Raw genomic sequence first — 16353 nt, forward strand, 5'->3', positions numbered from 1 at the left:
CACACAAGCGAAAGCTCGATTTCGATCGCCTTGATCCATTCTCCGGAGCGCGATCGCGGTTCAGACCGGGATCCATCCGAACTGATCCGTGCATTCCACCGACGGGGAGACCTCTGCAATAGCCCGAGCAATCCGTAATCAGCGTCCACCCCGGCAGACGGCTGGGTCCAGCTGGGCGAAGCTTTGCAATAGCTTACTCCCGTCTCCCGACTGGACCCCGGCCTTCGCCGGGGTGGACCGAGAACTTTCGCCGAGATTTCGGCTTCACCAGAATGACGGGTGAGGCTCGTCAGGACGAAGATCGAGGGAGAGCACGATGAAACAGCGCTCCCCTCCCTCTGCGTCCTCGGCGCCTCTGCGCGAAAACCAATCTCCGCGTGTCGCGCGAATTCCAACTTTCCCGCCAGACCAAAGGTCACGAAAACACGACGAAGCGCGTGACCGGAGATCCAATCCGTTAACTCCCATATACTAATCCATGATCCTGCATCGGCGCGGCGGGCGCGCCTTCGCGGGGGCGTGGCGTGCAGCGGACCATCATCGAAGAGGAGCGGCCCCGGGTCGCGGCGGATACGGGCGGGGTGGAGGCGGCCCCGGCGTTGATGACCCCTGCCGTGCTGGCGCCCGCGCTGTTGCTGGCGGCCTGTGGCGGCGGCGGGAGTGGCTCGGGGAGCGACGGCACCGCGGCGGTGAGTGCGCCGGTGGCGGTCGCCAAGGTACCGCCGACCGACGTGCAGGCCAGCCGTTTCCTGTCGCAGACGACGATGGGCGCGACGCGCGAGAGCATCGCCGATGTCGTGGCCAAGGGCTATGAGGGGTGGATCACCGCCCAGTTCGCCCTGCCCCGGGCGACCACGCATTGGGACTGGCTGGTCGCCAACGGCTATAATGTCGACGCGAACATCAACAACCAGACCGGCTTCGACGTCACCATGTGGCGGCAGCTGATCGTCGAGCCGGACCAGCTGCGCCAGCGGGTCGGCATGGCGCTGCTCGACCTGCTCGTCGTCGGAATCGATGCGGTCAACCTCAACTGGCGGCAGTTCGCCATGGCCGCCTATGTCGACATCCTGCTCGACAACGCCTTCGGCAATTACCGCCAGATCATGGAGGCGGTGACGCTGAACGCGGCGATGAGCTCGTTCCTCACCTTTCTCGGCAACCGCAAGGCGAACCCGAATACCGGCGCGCAGCCCGACGAGAATTACGCGCGCGAGCTGATGCAGCTCTTCACGCTCGGCCTCTACCAGCTCAACATGGACGGGACGGTGAAGACCAGCGGGGGCACGCCGCTCGAGACCTATAGCCAGGCCGATGTGAGCGGGCTGGCACGGGTGTTCACCGGCCTCAGCCTCGTCAACAACACCTATACGACGCCCGATCGCTATCGCCAGCCGCTGGTGATGAATGCCGGGATCAACGAGACCGGGTCGGCGAGCTTCCTCGGCACCACCGTGACCGGCGGCGGGATGGCGGCGGTGAAGGCGGCGCTCGACGCGATCTTCGCGCATCCCAACATCGCGCCCTTCGTCTCGAAGCAGCTGATCCAGCGGCTGGTCACCTCCAACCCCTCCCCCGCCTATGTCGGACGGGTCGCGGCGAAGTTCGCCGATAACGGCCAGGGCGTGCGGGGCGACATGAAGGCGGTGATCGCGGCGATCCTGCTCGACACCGAGGCGCGCAGCGATGCGGCGCTGACGGCCGCCAATGCGGGCAAGCTGCGCGAGCCGGTGATGCGGCTGACCGGCTGGGCGCGCGCCTACAAGGTCAACTCGCCGTCGAACGCCTGGGGCTTCGGCGACACGACCAGCCAGTTCAACCGGCTGGGGCAGGCGAAGGGCCGCAGCCCCTCCGTCTTCAACTTCTACCGGCCGGGCTACACGCCGCCCGCGACCGGGATCGCCACTGCCGGGCTGGTCGCGCCGGAGTTCCAGATCACCAACGAGCAGACGGTCGTCGGCTACGTCAACTATATGTACGCCTTGGTGGCCAACGGCACCGGCGACACCAAGGCCGATTATACCGACATCCTGACCAAGGCGGCGGACAGCGCCGCGCTGGTCGACGAGGTGAACCTGGTCCTCGCCGCCGGTCAGCTTTCGACCGCCACCGTCGCCGCGATCCGCGCGGCGGTGGACAGCGTCGCGACGACCGCGACCAACGCCAATACGAACCGCGTCGGCATCGCGATCATGCTGACGCTCGCCGCCCCTGAATATCTGACGGTGAAGTGATGAGCTGCTTCGAACACGACCAGTCGCGCCGCGCCTTCCTCAAGCGGGCGGGTGCGCTCGGCCTGGCCGGGGTGGGCGCGCCCTTCGCCACGACCCTGGGCGCGATCGGCGAGGCGGCGGCGGCGACCGCGACAGACTACAAGGCGATGGTCTGCGTCTTCCTCTATGGCGGGATGGACTATGCCAACACGCTGACGCCCTATGATCAGGCGAGCTACAACCTGTATCAGGCAGCGCGCAGCAACATCGCCCTGAACCGCGACTCGCTGGCGGCGACGCTGCTGAACCCGGCCGCGGCGCTGGACGGCGGACGGCAATATGCGCTCGCGCCGACGATGGCATCGCTGCTGCCGCTGTTCAATCAGGGCAAGATGGCGGTGGCGCTGAACCTCGGCACGCTCGTCCAGCCGACGACGAAGACCAAGTACCAGCAGCAGTCGGTAAAGCTGCCGCCCAAGCTGTTCAGCCACAACGACCAGCAAAGCTACTTCCAGGCTTCCAAGCCCGAGGGCGCGCCGTCGGGCTGGGGCGGGCGGATCGGCGACATCTTCCAGAACGGCAATGGCAGCGCGACGCTGACCTGCATCAGCACCAGCGGCAATGCGGTATACCTGACCGGGCGCGACGCGGTGCAATATTCGGTCGGCACCGGCGGCCCGGTCGCGCTGATCAACAACAGCCGCACCCTCTACGGCTCGACGACCGCGGCGACGACGCTGCGCACGCTGATGACCGGCAACACCGGCGGGCTGCTGGCGGACGAATATGCCAGGGTCTCGAAGCGGTCGCTGGACACCTATGCGCAGGTCGCGGGTGCGCTGAATGCCGCGCCGGCCGCAAATTTCACCCTGTTTCCCGGCAGCAACTATCTGGCCGACCAGCTGAAGATGGTGGCGCGGCTGATCTCCGTCTCGTCGGAGCTGGGGGCGAAGCGGCAGGTGTTCTTCGTGTCGATCGGCGGGTTCGACCTGCACGACAATCTGGTGGCGCAGCACGGCCCGCTGATGGGGAAGGTCGCCGATGCGCTGCGCGCCTTCTACGACACCACGGTCCAGCTCGGCGTGGCGGACAGGGTGACGAGCTTCACCGCTTCCGATTTCGGGCGGACGCTCCAGTCGAACGATGACGGGTCGGACCATGGCTGGGGTTCGATGCACTTCGTGCTGGGCGGCGCGGTGAAGGGCCAGCGTTTCTACGGCTCGCCCCCCGCGATCGGGAACAACACCGCCGACGATGTGGGTCAGGGCCGGCTGCTGCCGACCATGTCGGTCGACCAATATGCCGCGACGCTGGCGCGCTGGTTCGGGGTGTCGGATACCGACCTGCGCACCGTTCTCCCGAACATCGGGAATTACAATGCGTCGAGCTGGAATGTGGGGTTTGTGTGAGGCCTACTCCCCTCCCCTTCAGGGGAGGGGTCGGGGGTGGGGCGTGTCCGCGCTTGAATCATTTGTTGAAGCGCCCCACCCCAACCCCTCCCCTGAAGGGGAGGGGCTAATTGTAAGACCTCAATCCAGATCCCCATGGCCATGACCGACGGTCGCCCGCGCTCCGGTGCCGGTCCTGTCGCCGCCATTCTCCCACCAATAGGGTTGGCGCTTGCGGGTGCCGGTGGCGACCTCGTTGAGGGTGGCAGCGTCGTAGAGGCGGCCGCCGAGCATCACGCGGCTGACCTTGTCGCTGTTGCGGATGTCCCGGGTGGGATCGGCATCGAGCACGACGAGATCGGCGAGCTTGCCCGGCTCCAGCGAGCCGACATCCTTCGCATAGCCGAGCGAGGTCGCCGCGGCGATCGTGCCGGCCCGCAGCGCCTGGATCGGCGTCCAACCGCCGCGCACGAAGCTCCACAACTCCCAGTGCGCGCCCAAGCCCGGCTGCTGACCGTGCGCGCCGATCGCCACGGGAATGCCGCGGTCGGCGAGCTTGCGCGCCTCGCGCGCGGTGACGCCGTCGACATAATCCTCCTCGGGCGCGATCTCGCGCCGGGCGTTCTGCGCGGCGAGGAGCGCGGGCGGCGCGTGGCGGCTCAGCAGCGGATGCCGCCAGACGTCCATATGCGCACGCCAATAGGGATCGCCGGCCGGGCCGCCATAGGCGACGACGAGCGTGGGCGTGTAGCCGACGCTGGTCTGGGCCCACATCCCCAGCACATCGGCGTAGAAGCGTTCGAGCGGGACGTTGTGCTCGATCGTGGCATTGCCGTCCTGCACCAGCGTCATGTCGAGGGTGAAGAGCGAGCCGCCCTCGGGCACCACCTCCATATTCTCGGCCTGCGCGGCGGCGACGACCATCTGGCGCTGTTCCCGACGGGGCTGGTTGTAGTTCTTGACGCTGTTCGCGCCCTGTGCCTTGAGCCGGCGGATCACCGCCAGCGCATCGTCATAGCTGTCGATCTGGGCGTAGACGTCCGGCGCCTTGGCTCCATAGACGATCTCGCCGACCGAGAAGGTGCGGGGCGCCAGGATCATGCCGGCACGCTGCATCTCGGCGGCCGGGAAGATTTCCGCCGAGCGCGACGAGGGATCGTGGACGGTGGTGGTGCCGAGCGCGAGATTGGCCATGGCCGACCAGTTCTGCTGCGGGGTCAGCTCTTCCTCGCCCTGCGGCCCATGGGCGTGGGCGTCGACCAGGCCGGGGATGATCGTCTTGCCGGTGACGTCGACGGTGATCGCGCCGGCGGGCACCTGCACCGCGGCGCGCGGGCCGACCGCGACGATACGGTCGCCGCGGATCAGGACGGTGGCGTCGTCGATGATGCCGCCATCCTCCTTCGCCATCGTCACCACGCGCGCGCCGGTGAGCGCGACGGTGGCCGTGGGCTTGGCGGCGGCGACCTCCATCGACAGCGACACGCCCGAGCGCGGCATCTGGAACTTCGCGGCATCCTCGCCGGCGGGCGCGGAGCGGAACAGCGCGGCGGTTTCGGCGGTGTAGAAGGTCGGGCCGGCGCTCCAGTGGATCTGTTTGCCGTCGTTCGACCAGTTGATGAAGTCCGCCCCGTCGGCGCTGACGCGGGTGACGGGCAGCGCGCCCGACTTGGCGTCGAGCTCGACCGCCTGCTTGCCCGGCATCAGCGGCACGACGAACGCCTCGTAGCTCTGGCGGAAGGCGACGAAGTCGCCGGCGGGCGAGACCTGATAGTCGTTGACCAGCTCGCCCGCGGCATGGACGCGGCGATCCTCGCCATTCAGATCGGTGCTGATCAGCTGCCGCTTGCCCTTCTCGTTGGCGATCAGGAAGATCCGGTCGTTCGCCGCGCCGAATTGCGGCTCGGCGACATCGCGGGCGATGCGGACCGGCGCGCCGCCGGTCGCGGCGACCCGATAGGCGCCGCTGCCGGGATTGCCGCGCGACGAGACGAGGCCGCCCCCCTCCCCCTGCTCGAAGACGATCGTCTTGCCGTCGGGCGAGAAGCGCGGCCGGCTGTAATGGCCGGGCACGGTGGTGACGGTGCGCGCCGCGCCGCCGCCCGACGCGACGGTGCGGATCTGGCCGAGGCCGGCATCGGTCCACTGGACGAAGACGACCTGTCGCCCGTCGCGCGACCAGCTGGGATAGGCCTCCATCCCCTCGTCGCCGCGGGTCAGGCGGCGGGGCGCGCCACCGGCGGCGGGCTTGACCCAGATCTTGCCGAGTGTCTCAAACAGGATGGTGCGGCCGTCCGGCGAGGCGCTGGCCCAGCGGGGCATCTTCGTCTGGAAACGGTCCGGGGCGACGGCGATCTGCGGGTGGAGCGGCTCCACCACCACGCGCGTATCGGCGACGCGGAACGGAATGACGCTGCTGCCGCTGCCGTCCGCCGCCACCCGGTGCAGCTTGCCGCCGGCCCAGAAGACGAGGCCCTTGTCGTCGCCCGTCCAGGCCATGTTGGGATAGACGCCGGTGACCGCCCAGGTCTCCTGCACGTCGCGGTCGAGCGGGCCGTAGACGACGCGCTCGACGCCGGTCGCGAAGTCCTTGACCCACAGCTTGGTAACGTTGTTCTCGCGCCGGACGAAGGCGATGCGCTTGCCGTCGCGCGAGGGCGTCGGGCGTACCGAGCCGCCCGCACCGGAGACGACGGTCGTCACCTCGCCGGTGTCAACGTCATAGCGCTCGATATCGAACAGGTCGGTTCGCGAGTTCTGCGCATATTCGAAGATCGGGCCGGGCGAGACGTTGCGGGTGTAATAGATGCTCTTGCCGTCGGGCGCGTAGATCGGCTCGCCCAGCTCCTTCTGCAGCTGCTCGCTCGCGCGCTTCACCAGCTGGACGCCGCCGCCGCCCGAGACATGGTAGAGCCACACCTCGCCGGTGCCGAGCGAGCGGCCGGTGGTGAAATGCTTCTTGGCGGCGATGAAGCGGCCGTCCGGGCTCCAGGTCGGCTGGTTGAGGAGGCGGAAGTCCTCCTTGGTGACCTGCCGCTTGTCGGAGCCGTCGACGTTCATCACCCAGATATTGTCGCCACCGCCCCGGTCCGAGGTGAAGGCGATGCGGCGGCCGTCGGGCGAGAAGCGCGGCTGATGCTCGAAGGCGAGGCCGGACGCGACCCGCGTCGGGGTGCCGCCCGCGATCGGCATGGTGTAGATGTCGCCGAGCAGGTCGAAGGCGACCGTGAGCCCATCGGGCGACACGTCGACGTTCATCCAGCTGCCCTCGTCGACATCGATCCGCACCTCACGCGTGCGCAGGCCGCGCGGGGCGTTGACGTCCCATTTGGCGGGTTTGGCGTCCGCCTTGGCCGAGGCAGCGGCCGGCGTCGCGGCGGCGGGGGTCGGCGGCGGCAGCGGGCCGGCCTGTTCCGGAAGGGGCGCGGTCGCCTTGTCCTCGGGGGCCTGGCTTTGCTGGACGGGGTTTTCGGCGGGCGGCGGCACGGCCTGCGCCGACAGCTCGGCGGCGGAGAGGACAAGGGCAAGGGCGGTCAGGCTGCGATGGATCACGGTGTCAGGGTTCCCCTTTGGATGCGGGGAACCTAGCCGATCGCGCGGCGGCGTCACGGGGAAAGTGGGACCTCATGAACGTCGCCCCAGCGGAGGCTGGGGCCTTTGGCGAGGCGTGTACACCGATCGCCAAAGATCCCTGCTTGCGCAGGGATGACGGTAGAAGGTTCAGCAGCCGTCATTTCAAAGATGCCGCTTCTCCAGCTTCCGCGCGAGGGTGCGCCGGTGCATTCCCAGCCGCCGCGCGGCTTCGGAAATGTTGAAGTCGGTGTCGACCAGCACCTGGTGGATATGCTCCCACTCCAGCGTGCGGATGGTGGTGGGGCGCTGGGCGATGGCGATCTCGGCATTGCCGCGGCCGGCGGCGAAGGCGACCTCGATATCGTCGGTATTGGCGGGCTTGGTCAGGTAGTTGGTCGCACCGAGCTTGATCGCCTCGACCGCGGTGGCGATGCTGGCGAAGCCGGTCAGGACGACGATCAGCGTCGCCGAATCGCGCGTATGGAGCCGCTCGATACAGGCCAGTCCCGACGCGCCGCCGAGCCGAAGGTCGATCACCGCATGGGTGGGGCGAAAGCGCGCGGCGGTTTCGTCGAGCCCGTCGGGGCCGTTCATCACCTCGACCTGGTAGCCGCGCCGCTCGAAGGAGCGCGACAAGGTGCGCGCGAAGACCGCGTCGTCCTCGACGATCAGCAGCCGCCGCCCGGTCATGCCCGCGCCTCCGCCAGCGCCAAGGCCTCGATGGGGAGGCGCAGCGTGACGCGGGCACCGCCGACTGCGCGGTTTTCCGCCTCCAGCGAGCCGCCGAGCGTGCGCAGCACGTTGCTCGACAGGAACAGGCCGAGCCCCGCGCCGCGCTTCGTCTTGGTCGAGCTGTAGGGCGCGCCGATCCGGTCTAGCATGTCGGGCGGAAAGCCGCGGCCGTCGTCGCGGACGATGATAGTCAGTTCCCCCTCCAGCGATACGGTGACGCTGATGCGGTTCGCCTCGGCCTCCGCGGCATTGTCGAGCAGGTTGAGCAATGCCTGGCCGAGCGCGCGATCGGCGACGATCGGGCGGTCGCGGCCGGTGCGGTCCTCGACGATGATCCGATCGCGGGCGGCGGCGGTGGCGACGATGTCGGCGATGAATTTGCGGAGCGTGGTGCGCTCGGGCGCCTCTCCTGTGACGGCACCCGCGGCGAAGAGGATGCCGGCGACGATCTCCTTGCAGCGCTTCACCTCCGCCTGCATGTCCGCCACCTCTTCGCGCAGGGTCGCCGAGGCGCGGACCGCGGGGTCGGCACGCCAGTCGCCCAACGCGACCGAGAGCGAGGCGAGCGGCGTTCCCAGCTCATGGGCGGCACCGCTGGCCAGAAGGCCCATGCGGACGATCTGCTCCTCCTCGGCGGCGCGCTGCTGAAGCGCGGCGAGGCCGGCGTCGCGCGCCCGCAGGTTGCGCGACACCTGGGTAGCGAAGGCGACGAGCAGCACCGCCGCGAGCGTGTAGTTGAACCAGGAGGCGAAGACGAAGGGCGGCGACAGCGAACTGGCGATGGCCGGCGGCAGCGGCAGCGGCGGCGCGACCATGGCGAGGCCGGCAAAGGCGACGCTGGTGATGGCGACCAGCGCCCAGCTCGCCCAGGCCTCGAGCAGCACCGCACCCAGCCCGACCTGGAGCAGGTAGAGCGAGATGAAGGGATTGGTCGCGCCCCCGCTGAGATAGAGCTGCATCGTCAGGCAGCCGACATCGACCAGCACGGTGAGGAGCAGGGTCACGTCCGATACCGGCCAGCGGCGGCTGCGCAGCGCGACCAGGTTGACCAGCACCAGCACGCCCAGCGTCGCCAGCATCGGCTCCATCGGCAGGTCGACCTTGAGCAGGCGCTTGACCGCAAGGATCGTCGCCAGCTGCCCGGCCACCGCCAGCCAGCGCAGCTGGATGAGGAGGAGGAGATTGCTCCTCGCCGCCTCGTCGCGCGCGGTGCGGCGGCTCATGCAGGGGCGCCGGGGCGGCGGAGCGCGCGGACCGTCATGACCGCGACCAGCGCGGCTAGCGCGAACCAGGTGATCGCATAGACGAGATGATTGTTGGGAAAGCGCACGGTGGTCAAACCCCCGCGCGGCCATCCGGTGCCGCGCAGTCCGGCCCCGTCGGCGTCGACGAAATAGGGGGCGATCGGGCCCAGCCGGCGGCTCGCGGCGATCGCACCGACGTCGCGCGAGAACCAGCGGTTCGCGGCGGGATCGTTGTGGCGGAGAAAGGCGCCGCCGGGCTCGGTCACGCGGAGCAGGCCGGTGACTCGTCGTGGCCCGGCGGCGGGGGCCGCGGGGCTGGCATCGGTGGGGACGAAGCCGCGATTAACGAGGACACGCCAGCCCTGCGCCGTCTGGAACGGGGTGAGGATCCAGGATCCGCCGCCCAGATCCGTCACCGCCTGCACCCGCACGTCCTGGCCGGGAAGGAAGCGGCCGGTGACGGCGATGCGGGTATAGGCGTCGTCGCGGCCGATGGCGGACCAGCGGTCCGGCCCCGGGGCGGCGACCGGTGCGGCCGACAGACGGCGGTCGACCTGCGCGATCAGCGCGCGCTTCCAGGCGAGCCGCTCGACCTGCCAGACGCCGAGCGCGAGGAGCAGCGCGATCGCCGCCAGCGCCAGGGCGACGAGCCCGAGCGGCCGGCGGCCGGCGACCGCGCCCAAGCTTACATCCCGCCGGACATTCCCATGTCCGGCATCATGTTCGCGTTCATGTGGTACATGACCCACAGCGACCCCGTCAGCGCGATGACGACGATGATGATCGTGAAGATCAAGGCCATCATCGTCCAGCCCCCTTCGGAACGCGTATTCATATGGAGGAAGAAGACCATATGGACGACGATCTGGACGATCGCGAAGCTCATGCAGATCGCCGCCGCGGTATTGGGGGTGGCGAGGCCGTTCAGCATCACCACCGCGAAGGGCACGGCGGTGAGCAGCACCGACAGGGCGAAGCCGACCAGATAGCCCTTGCGGCTGCCATGCGGCGCGCCGTCGTGATGGCCGTCATGACCGTGGCCGTGAGGCGCGGCGGCGTGGGGATCGGCGCTCATCGCAGCACTCCCAGAAGATAGACGAAGGTGAAGACGCCGATCCAGATGACGTCGAGAAAGTGCCAGAACAGCGACAGGCACTGGAGACGGCGGACATTCTCCGGCACCAGCCCGCGCTGCGCGACCTGGACCATCAGCACGACCAGCCAGATCAGGCCGAAGGTGACGTGGAGGCCGTGGGTGCCGACCAGCGTGAAGAAGGACGAGAGGAAGGCCGAGCGCCACGGCCCCGCCCCTTCATGGATCAGGTGCGAGAATTCGTAGAGCTCGATCGCGAGGAAGCAGAGGCCGAACAGGCCGGTCGCGGCGAGCCAGCCTTGCGCCTGCGCCTTCTTCCCTTCGTCGGTCGCGATCATCGCGAAGCCGTAGGTGAGCGAGGAGAAGAGCAGCATCGCGGTGTTCACCGCGACCAGCTTCAGGTCGAACAGCTCCTTCGGATCGGGGCCGCCGGCATAGCTGCTGCCATAGACACCCCAGGCCGCGAACAGCATCGCGAAGATGAGGCAGTCGCTCATCAGGTAGAGCCAGAAGCCCAGCATCGTGCTGCCGCCCGACGGGTGCTCGTGCGGATCGGTGTCCCAGAAGGCCGGGGCGTCGGCGCCGGGCGGCAGGGTCAGGGTATCAGTCGCCATGGTTCAGGCTCCCGCCAGCTGCGGATGGGCGGCGAGCGCCGCGGTCCGCTGGTCCTCGACCGCCGTCACCTCCTCGGCCGGAATGTGATAGTCGCGGTCGTAGTTGAAGGTGTGGACGATCGCCGCGCCCAGCAGGCCGACAAAGGCCAGCCCGGCCAGCCACCAGATGTACCAGATCATCGCCAGCGCGAAGACCATCGACAGGCCGGCGAGCACCACCCCCGCCCCGGTGTTGCGCGGCATGTGGATGTCGCGGAAGCCGCTGGTCGGCCGGTCGGCCTTGCGGTTCTTCATGTCGTACCAGGCATCGAGGTCGTGGATCACCGGGGTGAAGGCGAAGTTGTAGGCCGGGGGCGGCGAGGAGGTCGCCCATTCGAGCGTCCGCCCACCCCAGGGATCGCCGGTGAAGTCGCGCAGCCGGTCGCTGTTGCGGTCGCGGATGCTGACGAAGATCTGCATCAGGAAGGCCGCGATGCCGATCGCCACGATCACCGCCCCGACCGCCGCGACGACGAACCAGATCTGCAGGCTGGGATCGTCGAAGTGGCGCAGCCGGCGCGTCACGCCCATCAGGCCCAGGATGTAGAGCGGGGTGAAGGCGACCCAGAAGCCGATGACCCAGCTCCAGAAGCTGATCTTGCCCCAGAAGGGATCGAGCTTGAAGCCGAAGGCCTTGGGCCACCAGTAGTTGATCCCCGCGAACATCCCGAACAGCACGCCGCCGATGATGACGTTGTGGAAGTGGGCGACAAGGAACAGCGAGTTGTGGAGGACGAAGTCCGCCGGCGGCACCGCCAGCAGCACGCCCGTCATCCCGCCGATGACGAAGGTGAGCATGAACGCCACCGTCCACATCATCGGCAGCTCGAAGCGCACCCGGCCGCGATACATGGTGAACAGCCAGTTGAAGATCTTCGCGCCCGTCGGGATCGAGATGATCATCGTGGTGATGCCGAAGAAGCTGTTGACGCTCGCGCCCGACCCCATGGTGAAGAAGTGGTGGAGCCAGACCAGATAGGCGAGGATGGTGATGACGAGGATCGCGTAGACCATCGACGTATAGCCGAACAGCCGCTTGCTCGAGAAGGTCGAGGTGACTTCCGAGAAGACGCCGAAGGCCGGCAGGATCAGGATGTAGACTTCCGGATGGCCCCAGATCCAGATCATGTTCACGTACATCATCGGGTTGCCCCCGCCGGTGTTCGTGAAGAAGTGCGTGCCGACATAGCGGTCGAGGCTGAGCATCGCGAGCACCGCGGTCAGCACCGGGAAGGCGGCGACGATCAGGATGTTGGTCGCCAGCGCGGTCCAGGTGAAGACCGGCATCTTCATCAGCGTCATGCCCGGCGCGCGCATCTTGACGATGGTCGCGATCAGGTTGACGCCCGACAGCAAGGTGCCGACGCCCGCCACCTGGAGCGCCCAGACATAATAGTCGACGCCCACATCGGGCGAATAGTCGAGCCCCGACAGCGGCGCCATCGCCAGCCAGCCGGTGCGCGCGAACTCGCCGACGAACAGGCTGGCCATGACGATCATCGCGCCCGCGGTCGTCATCCAGAAGCTGAAATTGTTGAGGAAGGGGAAGCTGACGTCGCGCGCACCGATCTGGAGCGGTACGACATAGTTCATCAGCCCCGTCACGAACGGCATCGCCACGAAGAAGATCATGATCACGCCGTGGGCGGTGAAGACCTGGTCGTAATGGTGCGCGGGCAGGAAGCCTTCATTGGCACCGAACGCCATCGACTGCTGTGCGCGCATCATCAGCGCGTCGGCGAAGCCGCGCAGCAGCATGACGATGCCGAGCACCATGTACATGATGCCGATCTTCTTGTGGTCGACGCTGGTGAACCACTCCTTCCAGAGATAGCCCCAGAGCTTGAAATAGGTCAGCGCCGCGAGCACCGCGCCGCCGCCGATCGCGACCACCGCGAAGGTGCCGACCAGGATCGGCTCGTGGATCGGAAAACTCTCCCAGGAGAGGCGCCCGAAGATCGTCTTGATGAGGGTGTCGGACATGGGTCTCAGCTCCGCGCGCTCTGGATCGCGCCGGGCAGTGCCGGCCGCTCGAGGCGGGTCATGTTACGGTTGGTCTGATCGCCGGGCTTGCCGCTGCCGGAGGCAGGGCCGCGCGGGGCGGTGAGGTGCGGGCTGGTGCCCTTCTCCTCGGGCGCCTTCATCAGCGCGCCTTCCGAACCTTCGGCCGGACGATTGTTGACGGGCGGCTGCATGCCGTGATGCCCCTCGCCATGCATGGTCACGCACGGCTCGCCGGGGCGGACGCACATCTTGACGATGCGATCGAACAGGCCCTGCTGGACCGCGGCGAAGCGCATGGCCGGCACCTTCTCGCTCGGCTTCTCCAGCTGCAGATAGCGCGCCTGCGACAGCGCGCCCTGCCCGCCCTTCACCGTCGCCACCCAGCGGTCGAAGCCGGTGTCGTCCATGGCCAGGGTCGGGAAGCGCATCTCGGAAAAGCCCGCGCCCGAATAGTTGGCGGACATGCCGTCGAACCGGCCGGCGCGGTTCAGCACCGCGTGCAGCTTCGTCTCCATGCCGGGCATGGTGTAGATCATCCCGGCCATGGCGGGGACGTAGAAGGTGTTCATCACCGACGAGGAGGTCAGGCGGAAGCGCACCTGCCGGTCGACCGGCAGCACCAGCTCGTTCACCGTCGCGATCCCCTGCTCGGGATAGATGAACAGCCATTTCCAGTCGAGCGCGACGACCTGCACCTCCAGCGGCGCCTGCCCGGCGGGAAGCGGCCGCCCCGCCGCGAGCCGGCCGATCGGCCGATAGGGATCGAGCGTGTGTGTCGCGACCCAGGTCAGCGCACCCAAGGCGACGATGATCAGCAGCGGCGCGGACCAGATGACGAGTTCGAGCCCGGTCGAATGGTCCCAGTCCGGCCGGTAGTCGGCCTCCTTGTTGGTGGCGCGATACTTCCAGGCGAACACCACCGTCAGCACCATCACGGGAACGATGATGAGGAGCATCAGCGCCGTCGACCACAGGACGAGATCCGCCTGCTGGCGTGCGACGTCGCCTGCGGGGTTCATCACGACCATGTTGCAGCCGCCGAGCAGCGACAGGCCCGCCAGCGGCGCCAGCCGGACGGGGAAGGAAGGGAAGCGTGCCATCACGATCCGCGCGCTACGCCTCATTGTGCAGATGCGAAATAGGACAATTTGCCCTATCCCCCCGCCCCGCGCGGGGGTCTAAAGGCGCCTGTCGAACGTTCGTTTCTACCGAAAGCGAGAACATGGCCGAGGCCGCTGCCCATTCCGCGCCGCTGGAGCGCGATGCCCGTGTGGTGAACACCCGTGGCGACCACCAGGTGCATCCTGGCGAGATCGCGATCGGGGTGATCATCGGCCGCACGTCGGAATTCTTCGACTTCTTCGTCTATGCGATCGCCTCGGTGCTCGTCTTTCCCGCACTGGTCTTCCCCTATCTCGACCGGCTGACCGGCACGCTCTGGTCGTTCGCGCTGTTTCCGCTCGCGTTCATCGCGCGACCGATCGGTACGCAGATCTTCATGGCGATCGACCGGCGGCACGGGCGCGGCACCAAGCTGACGATCGCCCTGTTCCTGCTCGGCACCGCGACCTGCACCGTCGCCTTCCTTCCCGGCTATGCGGAGGTCGGCGGCTGGTCGGCGGTGCTGCTCGCGATCCTGCGCATCGGCCAGGGGCTGGCGCTGGGCGGCGCGTGGGACGGGCTGCCTTCGCTCCTCGCCCTCAACGCCCCGCAGGAACGGCGCGGCTGGTGGGCGATGGTGCCCCAGCTGGGTGCGCCGCTCGGCCTGATCATCGCATCGGGCCTGTTCGCCTTCTTCCTGGGCACGCTGTCGCCGGAGGACTTCCTGTCCTGGGGCTGGCGCTATCCGTTCTTCGTCGCCTTCGCGGTCAACGTGGTCGCGCTGTTCGCGCGGCTGCGGATCGTGGTGACTCCCGAATATACCGAGCTGTTCCAGAGCCGCGAGCTGACTCCGTCGCGGGTCACCGCGACGCTGAAGGCGCAGTGGCGCAACATCCTGATCGGCGCGCTCGCCCCGCTGGCCAGCTTCGCGCTCTTCCACATGGTCACGGTGTTCCCGCTGTCCTGGGTGGCGCTGTTCACCAGGGAAGACATCACCCGGTTCCTGCTGATCGAGATGGCGGGCGCGGTGCTGGGGGTGCTGGCGATCATCGCCTCCGGCCTCGTCGCGGACCGGGTCGGGCGCCGGTCGCTGCTCGGCTATACCGCCGCGGCGATCGCGGTCTTCTCCGGCTTCGCGCCGCAGCTGCTCGCGGCCGGGCCGGTGGGCGAGACGGCGTTCATGTTCATGGGCTTCATCCTGCTCGGCCTGTCCTTCGGCCAGTCCTCGGGCGCGGTGACCAACAATTTCCCGAAGCGCGCGCGCTACACCGGCGCGGCGCTGACCAGCGATCTCGCCTGGCTGTTCGGCGCCGGCTTCGCACCGCTTGCGGCGCTGCTGCTCGCGCAGCATCTCGGGCTGATCGCGGCCGGGGGCTATCTGCTGTCGGGCGCGATCGCGACGCTGCTGGCGCTGGGCCTCAACAAGGAACTCGCTCGCCGGATGGCGTAAGGGTCGTTCGATCCGCGGCGGGGGCATCGCATCGCCCCCGCCTGTCAATCCCGTCACGATCGGCTATGCCGGTGACATGATCGCATTTGTCGTGCCTTATAAACGAAGGGTTCACACCCTCGCCGCTAGCTGGCCAGGCTAGGCAGGGCACGGACATGGCAACGGATTTCGAGCGCAACCGCAGCGTCTCCACGGATATGGAGCGGCTGTTCGGCCCCTCCGCCGAACCGGGCGCCGCGTCGGACGCGCGGTCGCGGCGGGACTCCCTCGTCACGACTGTGGTCGACGGCGCAAACGGGTCCCGCGGATCACGGCATCCGCGCCGCTGGCTGCTGCTCGCCGCGCCGCTGCTGGTCGCCCTGTTCGTGCTGGTGCTGGCGGTCCGCTTCGCGCTGACGCTGGTGCCGGAGAACAGCGTCGCCGCAGCGCGGCCGGTGCCGCCCGCGCCCCGGGCGAGCCCCGCCGCCTATAGCGCCCAGGCCTCGCCGCCGCGCCCGGTGACCGAGACGGTCACCGAAGACACGCTGGCGCCGGACGATTTCGGCCCCGCGCCGATCGAGACCCCTCCCCCTGCCCCGCCCCGCCCGGCGGCGGTCCGTACCGAACGGAGCGTCGAGACCGACCGCGAACCACCCGCGCCGCGCACGCGGCGGGACGGCTGTGCGCCCGGCAGCCGCGACGATGCGTGCATCTATGGCGATGTCCTCGCTGCGGACCGGCGCCTGCGGCGAGCCTATGATGCGGCGACCCGGGCCGGGGTGGAAACCGATTCGCTGGTCGCGATCCGCCGCCGCTGGAATCGCGCCCGCGGCATCTCGCTCGATGCGCCGGACGAGACGATCCGCCGCTATGACGAGCTGACGGAGCAACTGGACGATCTGCTCCGGAGCGAGCAACAGTAG

At 68.4% G+C, this 16353-nt stretch carries 12 protein-coding genes; 4 read left to right on the forward strand and 8 right to left on the reverse strand.

What is annotated here, in order from left to right; translation table 11 throughout:
* The first annotated feature begins 524 nt into the window (after window positions 1-524).
* Window positions 525-2234 carry a DUF1800 domain-containing protein gene (locus IEX18_RS13405; RefSeq protein WP_229664561.1) on the forward strand — a complete coding sequence of 570 codons (1710 nt, stop codon included), beginning with the start codon at window positions 525-527 and terminating at the stop codon, window positions 2232-2234.
* Window positions 2234-3622, forward strand: a complete 1389-nt coding sequence (locus tag IEX18_RS13410) for a DUF1501 domain-containing protein (RefSeq protein ID WP_188659240.1) — start codon at window positions 2234-2236, stop codon at window positions 3620-3622. The genes IEX18_RS13405 and IEX18_RS13410 overlap by 1 nt, the downstream gene beginning before the upstream one ends.
* A 120-nt stretch (window positions 3623-3742) precedes the next feature.
* On the opposite strand, the gene IEX18_RS13415 is transcribed toward IEX18_RS13410, so the two are convergent.
* The 8 genes from IEX18_RS13415 to cyoA form a co-directional block, all read right to left on the reverse strand.
* Entirely contained in the window at window positions 3743-7153 is a 3411-nt protein-coding gene (locus IEX18_RS13415) for an amidohydrolase family protein (RefSeq protein ID WP_188659241.1), read from the reverse strand.
* A 183-nt stretch (window positions 7154-7336) separates the two neighbouring features.
* The gene (locus tag IEX18_RS13420; protein ID WP_188659242.1) at window positions 7337-7864 is read right to left on the reverse strand and encodes a response regulator transcription factor; all 528 of its coding nucleotides are present in this window, start codon (window positions 7862-7864) and stop codon (window positions 7337-7339) included.
* The gene (locus IEX18_RS13425; RefSeq protein WP_188659243.1) at window positions 7861-9129 is read right to left on the reverse strand and encodes an ATP-binding protein; all 1269 of its coding nucleotides are present in this window, start codon (window positions 9127-9129) and stop codon (window positions 7861-7863) included. Before IEX18_RS13425 ends, IEX18_RS13420 begins: the two co-directional genes overlap by 4 nt.
* Window positions 9126-9833, reverse strand: coding sequence for an SURF1 family protein (locus IEX18_RS13430; RefSeq protein ID WP_188659244.1), 708 nt, complete (start codon window positions 9831-9833; stop codon window positions 9126-9128). The genes IEX18_RS13425 and IEX18_RS13430 overlap by 4 nt, the downstream gene beginning before the upstream one ends.
* Window positions 9834-9835: 2 nt before the next feature.
* Window positions 9836-10225: a cytochrome o ubiquinol oxidase subunit IV gene (gene cyoD, locus IEX18_RS13435; protein ID WP_188659245.1), complete on the reverse strand. Its 390-nt coding sequence runs from the start codon at window positions 10223-10225 to the stop codon at window positions 9836-9838.
* A complete protein-coding gene (gene cyoC / locus IEX18_RS13440; protein ID WP_188659246.1) occupies window positions 10222-10857 on the reverse strand; it encodes a cytochrome o ubiquinol oxidase subunit III in 636 nt (211 codons plus the stop codon). The genes cyoD and cyoC overlap by 4 nt, the downstream gene beginning before the upstream one ends.
* Before the next feature lie 3 nt (window positions 10858-10860).
* Complete coding sequence (gene cyoB / locus IEX18_RS13445) at window positions 10861-12879, reverse strand: cytochrome o ubiquinol oxidase subunit I (protein ID WP_188659247.1); 2019 nt, start codon at window positions 12877-12879, stop codon at window positions 10861-10863.
* Window positions 12880-12884: 5 nt separating this feature from the next.
* Complete coding sequence (cyoA, locus tag IEX18_RS13450; RefSeq protein ID WP_188659248.1) at window positions 12885-14000, reverse strand: ubiquinol oxidase subunit II; 1116 nt, start codon at window positions 13998-14000, stop codon at window positions 12885-12887.
* Window positions 14001-14122: 122 nt separating this feature from the next.
* Here cyoA and IEX18_RS13455 point away from each other — a divergent pair, with 122 nt between their 5' ends.
* Entirely contained in the window at window positions 14123-15451 is a 1329-nt protein-coding gene (locus IEX18_RS13455; protein WP_188659249.1) for an MFS transporter, read from the forward strand.
* Between the two features lie 155 nt (window positions 15452-15606).
* Window positions 15607-16353, forward strand: a complete 747-nt coding sequence (locus IEX18_RS13460; RefSeq protein WP_188659250.1) for a hypothetical protein — start codon at window positions 15607-15609, stop codon at window positions 16351-16353.

The organism is Sphingomonas metalli, from assembly GCF_014641735.1.
Lineage (GTDB): Bacteria > Pseudomonadota > Alphaproteobacteria > Sphingomonadales > Sphingomonadaceae > Sphingomonas > Sphingomonas metalli.